Source organism: Streptomonospora arabica (genome assembly GCF_039531585.1).
GTDB lineage: Bacteria > Actinomycetota > Actinomycetes > Streptosporangiales > Streptosporangiaceae > Streptomonospora > Streptomonospora halophila.
In genome coordinates, this window is sequence record NZ_BAAAQI010000007.1 from 233,488 (window position 1) to 249,483 (window position 15,996).

11 protein-coding genes and 2 tRNA genes are annotated in these 15,996 nt (G+C 71.6%); 1 reads left to right on the forward strand and 12 read right to left on the reverse strand.

Annotation, left to right across the window (positions count from 1 at the left end; all coding sequences use genetic code 11):
* Nucleotides 1–69 precede the first annotated feature (69 nt).
* The 5 genes from ABD284_RS14450 to ABD284_RS14470 all read right to left on the reverse strand — a co-directional run bounded on the left by ABD284_RS14450 (nt 70) and on the right by ABD284_RS14470 (nt 3,915).
* Nucleotides 70–142, reverse strand: a tRNA-Glu gene (locus tag ABD284_RS14450).
* A gap of 64 nt (nt 143–206) precedes the next feature.
* A tRNA-Gln gene (locus ABD284_RS14455) sits at nt 207–281 on the reverse strand.
* 275 nt (nt 282–556) lie between these two features.
* A complete protein-coding gene (gene gltX / locus ABD284_RS14460) occupies nt 557–2,056 on the reverse strand; it encodes a glutamate--tRNA ligase (RefSeq protein WP_344143488.1) in 1,500 nt (499 codons plus the stop codon).
* Between the two features lie 142 nt (nt 2,057–2,198).
* Nucleotides 2,199–2,705, reverse strand: coding sequence for a hypothetical protein (locus ABD284_RS14465; protein ID WP_344143489.1), 507 nt, complete (start codon nt 2,703–2,705; stop codon nt 2,199–2,201).
* 409 nt (nt 2,706–3,114) lie between these two features.
* Nucleotides 3,115–3,915, reverse strand: coding sequence for a fumarylacetoacetate hydrolase family protein (locus ABD284_RS14470; RefSeq protein WP_344143490.1), 801 nt, complete (start codon nt 3,913–3,915; stop codon nt 3,115–3,117).
* Between the two features lie 269 nt (nt 3,916–4,184).
* On the opposite strand from ABD284_RS14470, the gene ABD284_RS14475 reads away from it, so the two are divergent.
* A complete protein-coding gene (locus ABD284_RS14475; protein ID WP_344143491.1) occupies nt 4,185–5,117 on the forward strand; it encodes a DUF3152 domain-containing protein in 933 nt (310 codons plus the stop codon).
* Nucleotides 5,118–5,159: 42 nt separating this feature from the next.
* On the opposite strand, the gene cimA is transcribed toward ABD284_RS14475, so the two are convergent.
* The 7 genes from cimA to ABD284_RS14510 all read right to left on the reverse strand — a co-directional run bounded on the left by cimA (nt 5,160) and on the right by ABD284_RS14510 (nt 15,690).
* Nucleotides 5,160–6,752, reverse strand: coding sequence for a citramalate synthase (cimA, locus tag ABD284_RS14480; RefSeq protein ID WP_344143492.1), 1,593 nt, complete (start codon nt 6,750–6,752; stop codon nt 5,160–5,162).
* 291 nt (nt 6,753–7,043) lie between these two features.
* Nucleotides 7,044–8,162 carry a branched-chain amino acid aminotransferase gene (locus tag ABD284_RS14485; RefSeq protein WP_344143493.1) on the reverse strand — a complete coding sequence of 373 codons (1,119 nt, stop codon included), beginning with the start codon at nt 8,160–8,162 and terminating at the stop codon, nt 7,044–7,046.
* Nucleotides 8,163–8,439: 277 nt separating this feature from the next.
* Nucleotides 8,440–9,507 (reverse strand): 3-isopropylmalate dehydrogenase, encoded by a 1,068-nt coding sequence (locus ABD284_RS14490; protein WP_344143495.1) that lies wholly within the window; start codon nt 9,505–9,507, stop codon nt 8,440–8,442.
* A gap of 689 nt (nt 9,508–10,196) precedes the next feature.
* On the reverse strand, nt 10,197–11,786 hold the full coding sequence (serA, locus tag ABD284_RS14495; RefSeq protein WP_344143497.1) for a phosphoglycerate dehydrogenase: 1,590 nt from the start codon (nt 11,784–11,786) through the stop codon (nt 10,197–10,199).
* Nucleotides 11,787–12,147: 361 nt separating this feature from the next.
* Nucleotides 12,148–13,143 (reverse strand): ketol-acid reductoisomerase, encoded by a 996-nt coding sequence (gene ilvC / locus ABD284_RS14500; protein WP_344143498.1) that lies wholly within the window; start codon nt 13,141–13,143, stop codon nt 12,148–12,150.
* A 130-nt stretch (nt 13,144–13,273) separates the two neighbouring features.
* On the reverse strand, nt 13,274–13,798 hold the full coding sequence (ilvN, locus tag ABD284_RS14505; protein WP_311544892.1) for an acetolactate synthase small subunit: 525 nt from the start codon (nt 13,796–13,798) through the stop codon (nt 13,274–13,276).
* A gap of 41 nt (nt 13,799–13,839) precedes the next feature.
* Nucleotides 13,840–15,690: an acetolactate synthase large subunit gene (locus ABD284_RS14510; protein WP_344143561.1), complete on the reverse strand. Its 1,851-nt coding sequence runs from the start codon at nt 15,688–15,690 to the stop codon at nt 13,840–13,842.
* Between the last annotated feature and the right edge of the window lie 306 nt (nt 15,691–15,996).

Below are 15,996 nucleotides of genomic sequence, written 5' to 3' on the forward strand. Positions count from 1 at the left end.
GATGCGGACGAATCGCCCGCCGTTCGCAGTAAAAAAGCCCCCGCATGGCGGGAGCCTCTCCCTGCTGCGTACCCCCGAGCGGATTCGAACCGCCGTTACCGCCTTGAGAGGGCGGCGTCCTAGGCCACTAGACGACGGGGGCCTGGATCGCGTTCTGCGAGAGGACCGAACCTCGGTCCGTCACGGCTTCCGCTTCGCGGACGCCATGGCTGGGGTACCAGGACTCGAACCTAGACTAACTGAACCAGAATCAGTCGTGCTGCCGATTACACCATACCCCAGTGCTTTCGGCGGGCGGGGGTCCGTTCGCCGGTCCCGCTCCCCCTCGGCGCAGGCAATACTCTAGCGGACTTCCGGAGTGCTCGCGAACCGGTTGCCGAGCGGGCACCCGGAGGCGGATCGGGCCCTCCGAAGAGCCCGGCAGCGGCCCCGGGGCCCGCGGAAGGCGGGCGACCGCGCCGGCTCGGGTGCGGGCCCGCGCGCACCGCCGCCGCGGTCCGCGCGGGCCCGTGTGACCGCTGTCGCACCCACGCGGTGGCACCGACCGGGCCGCGCGCTACTCGACCGCCGCGGTGCCCTCGGCGGTGCTCTCGGGCACGGCGTCGGCGCCCGCCGGCGCCACACCCGCCTCCTCCGCCCGCAGGCGCTCCTGCGCCGCCTCGATGCGCAGCAGCGTGCGCTCGCGGCCGAGCAGCTCCAGCGACTCGAACAGGGGCAGTCCTACGGTGCGCCCGGTGACCGCGACCCGCACGGGGGCCTGCGCCTTGCCGAGCTTGAGGCCCAGGCCTCCCCCGGCCGCCTCCAGTTCGGCGCGCAGCGCCTCGGGCTCCCAGGCGAGCGCGGGGTCGGCCAGCCGCTCGCGGGCGGCGGCCAGCATGGGCCCGGCGGTCTCCGGCTTCATCGCCTTGGACCAGCTCTTGGGGTCGTCGACGGGCTCGTCGAGGAACAAAAAGTCGACGTTGGGCACGATCTCGCTCAGCACCGCCACCCGGCTCTGCGCCAGCGGAGCGACGGCGCGGAAGGCGTCCTCGTCGAAGTTCTCCTCCGGCCACGGCGCGACCTCGGGCGACAGCCACGGGCGGCAGCGCTCCGCGAACTCGCCGGCCTCCAGCGCACGGATGTACTCGCCGTTGAACGCGCGCAGCTTCTTCTCGTCGAAGAACGCGCCGGCGCTGTTGACCTCGCCGATCCGGAACAGCGGCTCCATCTCGGCCCACGGCATGATCTCCCGGTCGCCGCCGGGCGCCCAGCCCAGCAGCATCAGGTAGTTGACCATCGCCTCGGGCAGGAAGCCCTCCTCCTGGTAGGACTCCAGTGCCACCTTGTCGCGGCGCTTGGACAGCTTCTGCCGCTTCTCGTTCACGATCACCGGCAGATGCGCCCACACCGGCGGCGCCTGGTCCAGCGCCTGCCACAGCAGCTGCTGCTTGGGGGTGTTGGACAGGTGCTCCTCGCCGCGGATCACCGCGGTGATGCCCATCTCGACGTCGTCGACGACGTTGGCCAGCACGAACAGCGGCGAGCCGTCGGCTCGGGCGACGACGAAGTCCTCGATGGAGGCGTGGTCGAACTCGACCCGGCCGCGGATGGCGTCCTCCACCACGGTCGGCCCGCCCCCGGGCACCCGGAACCGCAGCGCGCGCCCCGGGCCGGGCTCCAGGCCGCGGTCGCGGCAGAAGCCGTCGTAGCCGAGGTTGGGGTTGTCGCGCCGGGCCTGCACCTGCTCGCGGGTGCAGTCGCAGTAGTAGGCGCGCCCCTGGCCGTAGAGCCGCTCGGCACTCTCGCGGTGCTTTCCGGCGTAGTCCGACTGGAAATAGGGCCCCTCGAAGTGCGGGTCGGACTCGCCGATGCCCAGCCAGGCCAGCGCCTGGATGATCCCCTCGGTCCACTCCGGCTTGTTGCGCGCGGCATCGGTGTCCTCGATGCGCAGCACGAACCGGCCCTCGTCCTGCTGCCGGGCCAGCGCCCAGTTGTACAGCGCAGAGCGCGCGCCGCCGACGTGGAACATGCCGGTCGGCGACGGCGCGAAGCGCACGCGAATCGGATTCTCAGTCACGCGCCCCAGCCTATCGGCGGGAGCGGTGCCCGACCGGCGCGACGCAGCAGGGCCCGGCGGCCGCCGGGCGGGCGCCCGCGTCAGCGGCGGCGGAGCCGGCCGCGCGGCGCCCGCGCGTTCACCGCGGCCGCCTCGGGGCGCATCAGAGGAACGCGACGTCGAAGCGCTCGCCCGGCCAGTCCGCATCGATCAGGGGGCGGCAGGAGATTTCCCGCGTCAGCAGTTTGTAGGTAAATTCGTCGGGTTCCATCCGGTAGACGAAGTACTCGAGGTAGTCGGTGACCACGATCCGCGTCGCCGGGTCGCTGTACTCCCAGAAGACGCGCCAACCGGAATCGCGGGCCACCTCCGCCCACAACTGCATTCGGTCGTGGTCGACGTGCTCGTCGCCCATTCTCTCGCCCAGCTTCACGGCGTAGCCGCCGTCGATGTCGACGCGCTTGTCCGTCCCGGCGAGGCGGGCGTCGTGGCTGCGTTCGTAGTGCAGCACACCCTCGGGAGGCAGGACGGTCAGCACTCCGTCCACGGTGAAGCCGCCGAGTTCCTCGACGAGCCTGCTGTACCCGGCGGGAAAACCGCCTGCGGGCCGCGTGCGCGGCTCGCGGTCCCGGACGGGGCCGTCCCTGCCTTCCACACCCAGAAGGGACACGATCCCTTTGACATAATCCACAGATCCACCCAAATCCGTTTCGTGAAGCGAGCCCTGGAGGATTCCGCCCGCCCCTCGCACGAATGCTGCACGCGTGGAGGGCCCGCGAATCCGTGGCGCCGACCGTCGGGGGATTCGGGGAAGCTACCCCGGAGGCGCCCGCCTGAACAAACCCACAAAACAGACAAAAGAACAGAAAACTCGCGAAAGCCCGGCGCCGCACCGCGCCCCGCGCGGCCGTGTGCTCGGCGGACTCCCGGTGGTGCGGATTCCGCGGGACGGCGGCCGGCGGATCGGCGGGGGCGCGGGCCCGGGCGAGTCTGTGCGTCGGCTGGGAGTCCGGGGCGCGGCGCCGGCCGGCCGCCCCGGGAGGCCCGGCGGCGCCGGGCGCCCTCCGGCCGCAGGCCCGTCAGTCGCGGGTGATGACGCGGTTGGTCAGGTCGCCGATGCGTTCGACCGCGACCGTCATCTCGGCGCCGACCTCGACCGGTCCGACCCCCGCCGGGGTTCCGGTCAGCAACACGTCGCCGGGCAGCAGCGTCATGAACGAGCTGACGTAGGAGATCACCGCGGGGATGTCGTGGATGAACTGCGAGGTGCGCCCGTCCTGGCGGACCTCGCCGTCGACGGTGGTGGTCACCCGCAGGTCGGCGGCCTCCTCGATGGTCAGGCCCGTCTCGATCCAGGGCCCGATCGGGCAGAAGGAGTCGAAGCCCTTGCCGCGGGTCCACTGCTTGTCGGACTTCTGCAGGTCGCGCGCCGTCACGTCGTTGGCGACGGTGTAGCCGAAGACGACCTCCTTGGCGCGCTCGCGCGGGACCTCGCGGCAGGGGCGGGAGATCACCACGGCGAGCTCGCCCTCGAAGTCCACGCGGTGGGAGATCGGCGGGTAGAACACCGGGTCCCCGGGGCCGGTCACCGCGGTCGAGGGCTTGAGGAAGACCACCGGCTCCTCGGTGCTCTCGCCGGTGATGTCGCTCATCTCGGCGACGTGGTCGGCGTAGTTCTTCCCGATGCACACGACCTTGCTGGGCAGCACCGGCGACAGCAGCCGCACGTCCTCGATCTTGGCGCGCTCGCCGGTGAGCTGGATCTGGCCCATCAGCGGATGCCCGCTGATGCGCGACACGTACTCCTGGCCGCCGTCCTCGTCGGTATCGATCAAGCCGTACCCGACATCGTCGCCCACGGAGAATCTTGCGATGCGCACGTCTGCTGCCTGCCTGTTCTCGCCGTTGTACCGTCTCGTCGTCCGCGAACCAGCCTACCCAGGCGCGGTGCCGCGGAGCGGCGGCGCGCGGATCGGTGAATTACGGGCGGCACGCGCTTTTCGGACACAATGGACGACGCGCGATTTCCTTGCCGTTTCTGCGATGCTAGGACCGATCCCGAAGGCGTTTCGCGCCTGCGGTTGCGGTCGTCCCACGCAGGCCCCGGGACCGCCTCGGCCCCGACTCCGAGCCGCAGAAAGGCCACCGCTTGTCGCATCCCTCGCCGCGCCCGTACCGCCGCGGCTCGCACCGCCGGCGGCGCTACGGTCTCGAACTCCTGCTGGGCCTGGTCGTGCTCGCCGCCGGCACCGGCCTGCTCATCCTCGACCAGCGCGCGCCGGAGCTGACCGGAGAGGAGGCCGGCGGCGTCGGCAGTGCCGGACCGGGACGGGACGGCGGCTCCGCATCGGCCTCGGCCGCGGCGCCGCAGGGCGCCGGTGGCCCCGGCTCGGGCGGATCCGCGGACTCCGGCGGCGGTGCCCGGGGAGACAGCGGCGCCTCCGGCGACGCGCAGCAGAACGGGCCTTCCGACGGCCCGTCGGCGGGCTCGGCCCCGCCGACGCCCCAGGGCGAGGGATCCGCCGAGCTGCCCGCCGTGATGAAGTCCGTGGAGGACGAGGTCACGAAGGCCGGCGGCGAACTGGAGGTCGTCCCCGGCCGAAGCGAGCCCGCGGGCGAGGGGCCCCGGATGCGCTACATCGTCGAGGTCGAGAAGGGCCTGCCCGGCAAGGCCGCCGACTTCGCCGCCGCCGTCGAGCAGATCCTCGCCGACGAACGCAGCTGGCGCGGCGAGGACGGCGTGTCGATGCAGCGGGTGGAGGGAGGCGACGCCGACTTCCGGGTCGCTCTGGCCGCGCCGGAGACCGTCGACCGGATGTGCGCGCCGCTGCAGACGATGGGCCGCGTCTCCTGCACCAACGGCGGCCGGGCGATCATCAACCAGAACCGGTGGGTCTCGGGCGTCGAGCACTTCGACGGCGACCTGCGCACCTACCGCATCTATGTGATCAACCACGAGGTCGGCCATGCGCTGGGCCGCGGGCACGTCTCCTGCCCGGGTAAGGGGGAGCCCGCGCCGGTCATGCAGCAGCAGACGTTCGGCCTGCAGGGCTGCGAGCCCAACGGGTGGGTGCAGGACTGATCCGGCCCGGACCGGCGGTCGCACGGCGGCCGGGCCGCGGTGTCAGTTCTGGGGGTAGCCCTGGCGGAGCAGGCCGTAGGCCATCGCGTCCTTCAGCGCGATCCAGGACGCGTCGATGACGTTCTCGCCCACGCCGACGGTCGTCCACTCGCCGCGGCCGTCGCCGAACGTCACCAGGATGCGCGTGACGGCGCCGGTGCCGGAGTTGCCCTCCAGGATGCGCACCTTGTAGTCGGTCAGCTCCAGACCCGCCAGCGCGGTGTAGACGCCCTCCATCGCGCTGCGCAGCGCACGGTCGAGGGCGTTGACCGGGCCGTTGCCCTCGGCGGTGGCGATCACCCGCTCACCCTTGACCTCGAGCTTGACGGTGGCCTCGCTGGACGCCCCCTGGCCGCCGCCCGCACCGCGCCGCTCGGCGATCACGCGCCAGGACTCGGTGTCGAAGTAGCGCACCGGGCTGCCCAGCTCCTCGCGCACCAGCAGCTCCAGCGACGCGTCGGCCGCCTCGAAGCTGTAGCCGCTCAGTTCCAGCTCCTTGACCCGGTCGACGAGCCGGCCCAGCAGCTCGCGGTCGCCGGAGAGGTCGAAGCCCAACTCCTTGGCCTTGAGCTCGATGGAGGCGCGCCCGGCCATGTCCGAGACCAGCATCCGCATGTCGTTGCCCACGAGGACGGGGTCGATGTGCTGGTAGAGGTCGGGGTCGACCTTGATCGCCGAGGCGTGCAGCCCGGCCTTGTGCGCGAACGCGGAGACCCCCACGTAGGGCTGGTGGGTGGCGGGCGAGATGTTCACGATCTCGGCGACGGCCTGGGAGACGCGCGTCATCCGGGGCAGGCAGCCTTCGGGGAGCACGTCGCGGCCCTGTTTGAGCGCGAGCGCCCCCACCACCGTGAACAGGTTGGCGTTGCCCACCCGCTCGCCGTACCCGTTGGCGGTGCACTGCACGTGGGTGGCGCCGGCGTCGACGGCGGCCAGCGTGTTGGCGACGGCGCAGCCGGTGTCGTCCTGGGCGTGGATGCCCAGCCGCGCGCCGGTGGCGGCGCCGACCTCGCCGACGATGCGGGTGACGTCGGCGGGCAGCATGCCCCCGTTGGTGTCGCAGAGTACGACGACGTCGGCGCCGGCACCGGCGGCGGCGCGCACGACGCTGAGCGCGTACTCGGGGTCGTGGACGTAGCCGTCGAAGAAGTGCTCGCAGTCGAGGAAGACGCGCCGGCCGTGCTCGCACAGGTGGGCGACGGTGTCGGCGATCATCGCGAGGTTCTCCTCGCCGGTGGTGCGCAGGGCGCGCTCGACGTGGCGGACGTCGCTCTTGGCCACCAGGGTGACGACCGGGGCCCCCGAGTCGCGCAGCGCGGCGACCTGCGGGTCGTCGGCAGCCCGCACGCCCGCCCGGCGGGTCGCGCCGAACGCGCTCAGCTGCGCGTGCTCCAGCGTGAGCTCCCGCGCGGCGCGCTGGAAGAACTCGGTGTCCTTGGGGTTCGCCCCCGGCCAGCCGCCCTCGATGAAGCGCACGCCGAACTCGTCGAGGAGCTTGGCGACGGCGAGCTTGTCGGCCACGGTCAGGTTGACGCCTTCGCGCTGCGCCCCGTCGCGCAGCGTCGTGTCGAAGACGTGGAAACTGTCGTCAGGCATGGGTGCGGACTCCCGGATGTGAGCTGTCGTGGTCGCGGCCCCGCCGGCAATAAAAAAGACCCCTCGTGGACACGAGAGGTCAGCGCGCTGGCGAGGTCCGTTTTCAGCCAGCGCGCCTCACGATAATGATCACCTGAGACGGCACGTCTATCAGTGTGCCACACGAGCGCGCCGCGGTCCGAATAATCGACACGTCCATCTCGGATGCCGAGACGCACCGCGTGGCGGCGATCCCGCGGCTGCCGCAGGGGCACGGGGCCGCAAGCGCGGCAGCCGCAGGACCGGCGGTGCTCAGTCGAAGGTGCGGACCCAGCCGTGGGTGTCGGGACGGGTGCCGTACTGCAGGGCGACCAGCTCCTCGCGCAGCCCCATGGTGACGGGCCCGGCGCCGCCGTCGCCGACGGTGAACTCGCCGTCGGTGCCCTTGACGTGGCCGACCGGGGTGACCACCGCCGCCGTGCCGCACGCGAAGACCTCGGTGAGCTCGCCGCTCCGGGCGGCCCGGCGCCACTCGTCGGTGGAGATGGCGCCCTCCTCCGTGGGGAAGCCGAGCTCGGGTGCCAGGGTCAGCAGCGAGTCGCGGGTGATTCCGGGCAGCAGGGTGCCGGTGAGCGCGGGAGTGAGCAGCCGCGCCTCGTCGCCCGAGCCGAAGACGAAGAACAGGTTCATCCCGCCCATCTCCTCGACCCAGCGGTGCTCCTTGGCGTCGAGCCAGACGACCTGGTCGCACCCCTGCTGCACCGCCTGGGACTGCGCGACGAAGCTGGAGGCGTAGTTGCCCGCGAACTTCGCCTCGCCGGTGCCGCCCGGCGCCGCCCGGGTGTAGTCCTCGCTCAGCCACACCGTGACCGGCTTGATCCCTCCGGAGAAGTAGGGCCCCGACGGCGAGGCGATGAGCACGAACCGGTAGCTGCGCGAGGGGTGGTTGACCCCCAGTCCGACATCGGTGGCGAACATGAAGGGGCGCAGGTACAGGCTGCTGTTGGGCTGGGTCGGGATCCACTCGGAGTCGTGGCGCAGCAGGGTCTCGATGGCGCCGAGGAACAGCTCCTCGGGGAGCTCGGGCATGGCCATGCGCCGTGCGCTGCGGTTGAGCCGCGCGGCGTTGGCCTCGGGCCGGAAGCAGGCGACCTCGCCCTCCGGGTGGCGGTAGGCCTTCAGGCCCTCGAAGATCTCCTGGGCGTAGTGCAGGGCCGCCGTCGCCGGGTCGAGCGTCAGCGGACCGTAGGGCTGCAGGCGGGGCTCGTACCAGCCCTTGCCCTCCGTGTAGTCGATGGTGACCATGTGATCGGTGAACACGGTCCCGAACCCCGGATCGTCCAGCAGTTGCGCGCGCTCCTGCGGGGTCTTCCGCTGAGCCGACAGCTGGACGTCGAACGTCAACCCGCTTGTGGTGGTGCTGGTGTTCATGGGTGTCAGGTCCTCTCCGTACATCAGGGCGGCAGCGCTGCCGCCCCTTCGATTCCAGTGTGACGGAAACGACGCACCCGGGGCCATAGTCCTCCACAGGCCGCGGACCGGCCGCGTCCGGCGCCTGCGGGCGCGGACGCACGGGCCGGGGACGGCGGCGGGAACAGCGCAACGGGCGCGCCGACTGATCGGCACGCCCGTTGCGGGCGGGGCCGCGGAGCCTCCGGCGGCCCGGCCGTGCCGATCGTCGAATCAGCAGGGCCGGGACGCGGCGCGCTCAGCCCTGCCCGGCTACTCGCTTGGCGATCTCGTCGCCGATGGCGGAGGTGGTGCGCTCGTCGGCGCCCAGTTCGGCGCGCGCGCGCAGGTCCTCGGACACGGCCCGCTCGACCCGGCTCGCGGCGGCGTCCAGGCCGAGGTGGTCGAGCATGATCGCCGTCGACAGCAGAGTGGCGGTGGGGTCGGCCTTGCCCTGGCCGGCGATGTCGGGCGCCGACCCGTGAACGGGCTCGAACATGCTCGGGAAGTCGTTCTCGGGGTTGATGTTGCCGCTGGCGGCCAGCCCGATCCCGCCGGCGACGGCGGCGCCGAGGTCGGTGATGATGTCGCCGAACAGGTTGTCGGTGACCACGACGTCGAAGCGCTGCGGCTGGGACACGAAGAACATGGCGGCGGCGTCGACGTGCGAGTAGTCGACCGAGACCCCGGGGAACTCCGCGCCGACCTCGCGCACGACGCGCTGCCAGAGCTCGCCGGCGAAGGTCAGGACGTTGTCCTTGTGCACCAGGGTGAGCTGCTTGCGCGGGCGCTGGGCGGCCTTGGCGAACGCGTAGCGCACCACGCGCTCCACGCCCAGGCGGGTGTTCACGCTGTCCTGGGTCGCGATCTCGTCCGGCGTGCCCTTGCGCAGGACGCCGCCCATGCCGGCGTAGGGGCCCTCGGTGCCCTCGCGCACGACGAGGATGTCCATGTCCTCGGGGCGCACTCCCGCCAGGGGCGTGCCCACGCCGGGGTAGAGGCGCACCGGGCGCAGGTTGACGTAGTGCGAGAACGCGAAGCGCAGCCGCAGCAGCAGGCCGCGCTCCAGCACGCCGCTGGGCACGCTGGGGTCGCCCACGGCGCCCAGGAGGATGGCGTCGTGGCCGCGCAGCTCCTCCTCGACCGAGTCCGGGAGCGTCTCGCCGGTCGCGTGCCACCGGCTCGCGCCGAGCTCGTACTCGGTGGTCTCGAAGGAGATCCCGTGCCCGGAAGCGGCGGCGTCGAGGACCTTGAGTCCTTCGGCCACCACCTCGGGGCCGATCCCGTCTCCGGGGATGACGGCCAACTTCACGGTCCGCGCAGCCATTAGCAGCCCAGCCTCTACTCAGCTATCGGTCTTCGCCACCGGTCTCGGCGCGGGCGCCCGCGGTCCGCGCGGGCCGGCGCCGCTCACATGCTGAGACCGGGGAAACGGTCAGTGAGACAAGACTAGCGTCCCGCGGCGCCCCCGTTGTCGCGGCGGTCCAGCGCGACCTGGACCGCCTCGGTCGCTTCGGCGGTTTCGGCGGGTGCGGAGGTGGTGTCGTACACGGCGGTCCTTACGATTCCGGCGCAGCCCCTGCGGGCGGCGCGGCGGTTCCTGGATGCGGCGTGGGACCGGGCGGATCCGCGGGCGCCGCCGGTGAAGGCGGAGCCGCGGCGCGGCGGGGTCGCTGGAATCGGGTGGAGCGGCGCCGGCCCGGACCGGTGGCCGGCCGCGCTTGCGAGGGCGCGGGCGGCAAGCGCATCTCACCGGCAAGGATGGTGCCGGGCGGCCGCGGACCCCGGTGTGCCGGGCGGGCCGTGCGCGAGGCGGGGACAGGGCCGCCAGTAGGCGCCGCTGTCCGCCGATCTTCTCGGACGACAGACTATCGGACGTCCGAATAAATCACCAGCCCGGCCTCTTCGGCGCAACCGGTGCGCAACACGCTGAGGGCCGTCCGCGACCGGCGCGGACGGCCCTCAGCGCATGTGCGGAGCCCGGGAGGGGCGCCGCGGAGGCTGCCGGTGCTCCGGCTAGTCCTCCAGGTCGACCTGGCGGGTCTGGGAGGCGGTGATCCCGGTGGAGATCTCCTCCAGGGTGTCGTCGGGGATCGCGGAGTCGACGGTCAGCGTGATCAGCGCCGTGCCGCCCTCGGTGTCCCGGCTGACCTGCATGCCGGCGATGTTGATCCCGGCCTCGCCCAGCAGCGCGCCGACCTTGCCGACGATGCCGGGGCGGTCGTGGTACGACAGGAACGCCATGTGCGCGCTGACCGCGATCTCCATGGTGTAGCCGTTGATCTCCACCAGCTTCTCGTGGTGGCGCGGCCCCGACAGCGTGCCCGATACCGACACCCGCTGGCCGTCGGGCAGCATGCCGCGCACGGTGATCAGGTTGCGCCAGTCGGAGTGGTCGTCGCTGGTGACCAGGTTGACCTCGACGCCGCGCTCCTTGGCGAGCAGCGGCGCGTTGACGAAGGTCACCGCCTCCTCGACGACGTCGCCGAAGACGCCCTTGAGCGCCGCCAGCTCCAGCACCTTGACGTCGTAGGCGGCGATCTCACCGCGCACCTCGATGTCGATGCGGTCGGCCACGCCCCGGGCCAGCGCGGTGAAGATCCGGCCGAGCTTCTCGGTCAGCGGCAGCCCCGGCTTGACGTCCTCGGCGACCGCGCCGCCCTGCACGTTGACCGCGTCGGGCACGAACTCGCCGGAGAGGGCCAGCTTCACCGAGCGCGCCACCTGCGTGCCGGCCTTCTCCTGGGCCTCCTCGGTGCTCGCGCCGAGGTGGGGGGCCACGACCACGCTCTCGAACTCGAACAGGGGGCTGTCGGTGCAGGGCTCGGAGGCCCACACGTCGATGCCCGCTCCGGCGACGCGCCCCTCCTTGAGGGCGCGGTAGAGCGCGGCCTCGTCGAGGATGCCGCCGCGCGCGGCATTGATGACGCGCACGCTCGGCTTCACCTTGGACAGCGCGTCGTCGCCGATGAGGCCGAGGGTGTCCTTGTTCTTGGGCAGGTGGATGCTGATGTAGTCGCTGCGCCGCAGCAGCTCGTCGAGGCTGACCATCTCAACGCCGATCTGGGCGGCGCGCGTGGGCTGCACGAAGGGGTCGTAGGCGATGATCTCGGTGCCGAAGGCCGCGAGCCGCTGGGCGACGAGCTGGCCGATCCGGCCCAGTCCGACGATGCCCACGGTCTTGTCGTAGAGCTCGACGCCGGTGTACTTGGAGCGCTTCCACTCGCCGTTGATCAGGGCGTTGTGGGCGGGCGCGGTGTTGCGGGAGGTGGCCAGCAGCAGGTTGATGGCCTGCTCGGCCGCGCTGATGATGTTGGATGTGGGGGCGTTGACGACGAGGACGCCGGCCTTGGTCGCCGCGTCGACGTCGACGTTGTCCAGCCCCACCCCGGCGCGCGCCACGACCTTGAGCCGGGGGGCGGCGGCCAGCGCCTCGGCGTCGACCTTGGTCGCGCTGCGGACGATCAGGGCGTCGACGTCGGCGAGGGCGGGCAGCAGCTCGGACCGGTCGGCGCCGTTTGCGTGGCGTACCTCGAAGTCGCCTTCCAGCAGCGCGAGACCGGCAGGGGAGAGTTCTTCCGCGACGAGAACGGAGGGCTTAGGCACAGCTTGCTTCCTTATTCGGGTTGCGGCGTGGCCGCGCGTTCGCGGCTGGTCCTTTCCCACATCGGTGGGGCTCGTTCGGTTGTGACGGCCACGAAAAGTCTAGTGCGCGGGTGGGTTTCGCTCGGGGCTGGGGGTCCCACAACACCGAACGGCAACGCTGTGGCCAGGGGATTCTCGACTCGTCGCACGCTCGGCCGCCGCCGGCGGCGGCCGATGAGCGCCCGGACCGGGCCACCGGATCCGCCGCACGCCCCCGCCCGACCCCCGACACACGCGGGCCGCCCCGCGCGGGCCCGCCCGTGCGGGGCGGGGGCGCGGGGCGGCCGGTCGAGGCAGCTCGGGCGGCGGACCGCCGGGGGCCTCAGCCCTGCAGCCAGCTCATCAGCGGGCGCAGCTCGGCGCCCACCTTCTCGATCGGCTCGCCCTGCTCGGCCTCGCGGCGCTTGAGGAAGTTGGGCCGGCCGGCGTCGAACTCGGCGACCATCTCGCGGGCGTAGGTGCCGTCCTGGATCTCCGAGAGAACGCGGCGCATCTCCTCGCGCGTCTGCTCGGTGACGATGCGCGGACCGCGGGTGTAGCCGCCGTACTCCGCGTTGTCGGAGACCGACCAGTTCATCTTGGAGATGCCGCCCTCGTACATGAGGTCGACGATCAGCTTGACCTCGTGCAGGCACTCGAAGTAGGCCACCTCGGGCTGGTAGCCGGCCTCGGTCAGGGTGGAGAACCCGGCCTTGATCAGCTCGGACAGTCCGCCGCAGAGCACGGTCTGCTCGCCGAAGAGGTCGGTCTCGGTCTCCTCGGTGAAGGTGGTCTTCAAGGCGCCGGCGCGGGTGCCGCCGATGCCCTTGGCGTAGGACAGGGCGAGCTCCCAGGCCGAGCCGGAGGCGTCCTGCTCCACCGCCACCAGCACCGGTACGCCGCGGCCCTCCTCGAACTGGCGGCGGACCAGGTGGCCCGGGCCCTTGGGGGCGATCATCGCGACGTCGACGTCGGCCGGGGGCTGGACCAGGCCGTAGCGGATGCTGAAGCCGTGGCCGAAGACCAGGGTGTCGCCGCTGTCGAGGTTGGGCGCGATCTCCTCGTTGTAGAGGTCGCGGTGGATGTGGTCGGGCACCAGCACCACGATCAGGTCGGCCTCGCGGGCGGCCTCGGCGGGGGTGACCACGCGCAGCCCGGCCTCCTCGGCCTTCTGCCGGCTCTTGGAGCCCTCGGCGAGGCCGATGCGCACGTCCACGCCGGAGTCCCGCAGCGACAGCGCGTGCGCATGCCCCTGGCTGCCGTAACCGATCACGGCGACGGTGCGCCCCTGGACGATGCTGAGGTCAGCGGCGTCGTCGTAGTACATCTCTGCTGCCACTTCGGCCTACTCCTTGCGTGTGTGAAAAGCGTGTCGGAACGGACTGGGCTGGCCGCCGCGCCAAGGGCCGCGCGGCGGGGCGGAACCTCGTCCGGCCGGCCGCGCCTTGTGGGCGCGGGCCGGACCGGGCTCACGCGCTGCGCTCTACCGCGCGCAGTGAGCGGTCGGTGATGGACCGGGGGCCGCGGCCCAGCGCGACCAGGCCCGATTTCACCAGTTCCTTGATGCCGAACGGTTCGAGGTTGCGCACCAGCGCGTCGAGCTTCTCGGGCTTTCCTGTCGCCTCGACCACCACGACGTCGGGTCCGACGTCGACGATGTTGGCGCGGAACAGCTCGGCCGTCTGGATGACGGCGGCGCGGCTGCCGGTGTCGGCCTTGACCTTGGCCAGCAGGAGCTCCCTGCGGACCGAGGCGTCGTTGTCCATCTCGACGATCTTGATGACGTTGACCAGCTTGTTGAGCTGCTTGGTCACCTGCTCCAAGGGGTGGCGGTCGCAGTTGACCACGATCGTCATGCGGGACAGGCCCTCGTATTCGGTGGTGCTGACGCTGAGCGAGTGGATGTTGAACCCGCGCCGCGAGAACAGCGCCGACGTCCGGGCGAGGATGCCGGGGGTGTCTTCCACGAGGACGGAAAGGGTGTGCTGGCTCATTGTGACGTCGTCGCCTCTTTCGTGAACCCGGTGGTGGTCCTCTAGTCCTCGTCGTCCCAGTCGGGCGCCATGTCGCGCGCGTACTGGATGTTGTCGTTGCTGATGCCGGGTCCGACCATCGGCCAGACCATGGCGTCGTGGTTGACGGAGAAGTCCACGACCACCGGCGCGTCGTCGACCGCCATCGCCTTCTCGATCGTGGCGTCGACGTCCTCGGCGCGTTCGCAGCGCAGCCCGACACAACCGTACGCCTCCGCCAGGCGCGGGAAGTCGGGCACGCGCACCTTGGCGTCGCGCGGCGCGGTCTGCAGGTCGGTGTTGGAGTAGCGCCCCTCGTAGAAGAGGGTCTGCCACTGGCGGACCATGCCGAGGTTGCCGTTGTTGACGACCGCGACCTTGATCGGGATGCCCTCGATCGCGGCGGTGGCCAGCTCCTGGTTGGTCATCTGGAAGCAGCCGTCGCCGTCGACGGCCCACACCGTGCGGGAGGGGTCGCCCACCTTGGCGCCGAGCGCGGCGGGCACGGAGAAGCCCATGGTGCCCAGGCCGCCGGAGTTGATGAAGGTTCCGGGTTTCTCGTAGCCGATGAACTGCGCGGCCCACATCTGGTGCTGGCCGACGCCGGCGACGTAGGCGGCGTCGGGACCGACGATCTCGCCGAGGCGCTGGATGACCTTCTGCGGAGACAGGGTGCCGTCGTCGGCGTCCTCGTAGCCGGTCGGGTAGACGTCGCGCAGCCGGTCCAGCTGGGCCCACCATGCGGCGTAGTCGCCCTGGCGGCCGGCCGACTGGTCGTTGCGCACCGCCACCACCAGGTCGGCGATGACCTCGCGGCAGTCGCCGACGATCGGCACGTCGGCGTGGCGGTTCTTGGAGATCTCGGCCGGGTCGATGTCGGCGTGGACGATCTTGGCGCCGGGCGCGAAGCTGTCGAGGCGCCCGGTGACGCGGTCGTCGAAGCGGGCGCCCAGCGCCACGATCAGGTCGGCCTTCTGCAGCGAGCCGACCGCCGCGACCGTGCCGTGCATCCCGGGCATGCCCAGGTTCTGCGGGTGGCTGTCGGGAAAGACGCCGCGCGCCATCAGCGTGGTCGTCACCGGCACCCCGGTCAGCTCGGCCAGGACGCGCAGCTCCTGGTGAGCGCCCGAGCGCAGCACGCCGCCGCCGACGTAGAACACGGGCCGGCGCGCCTCGGCGATCATCCGGGCGGCCTCGCGGACCTGCTTGCCGTGCGGCTTGGTGACGGGCCGGTAGCCGGGCATGTCCAGGCGCTGGGGCCAGGCGAACTCGGTGGCGGCCTGCAGCGCGTCCTTGGCGATGTCGACGAGGACGGGGCCGGGGCGCCCGGAGGAGGCGATGTGGAAGGCCTCGGCGATGGTGCGCGGGATGTCCTCGGCGTTCTTGACCAGGTAGTTGTGCTTGGTGATGGGCATGGTGATGCCGCAGATGTCGGCTTCCTGGAAGCCGTCGGTGCCGATCAGCGGGGTTGCCACCTGCCCGGTGATGGCGACCATGGGCACCGAGTCCATGTGGGCGTCGGTGAGGGGGGTCACGAGATTGGTGGCCCCGGGGCCGCTGGTGGCCATGCAGACACCGGGGCGGCCGGTGGCGTAGGCGTAGCCCTCGGCGGCGTGGCCCGCTCCCTGCTCGTGGCGCATCAGGATGTGCCGGACGCTCGCCGAGTCGTAGAGGGGATCGTAAGCGGGGAGGATCGCCCCGCCGGGGATCCCGAAAACCACGTCGGCACCGGCATGCTCCAGTGACCTGATGAGCGATTGCGCTCCGGTCATCCGCTCGGTCATCACAAGATCCTTCGGAGAGGGCTCGTCGTCGGGAGGTGCTTGAGCAACAAAAAACCCCCCACCGCGGGTGCGGTTGGAGGGAGCGCGCAGCGAGAGACCCGGTCAGCTGGCTGCGCGCCGACCAAGTACGAGAATGAGGAAGTTGCTCTGCACGGTCACAACAATGGCCGAGCGGGCGCGAGCCCGTCAACTGGAACGCGTATTTGTCTCACTATTTGAGACGCCAGGATCAGCATCCGGGTGCGACGCAGGTCACAGTACCGCCCGCGCGCAGCCGGAATCCAGCAGGAATCACCGGAATTGTCTCGGTATGCGCCGACCGCGGGCTTTCCCCGGGCATTCCACGGCGATTCCGCCCGCCGCCCGTTGTTTCCGGCTACGGGCGCGCGGAAGGGG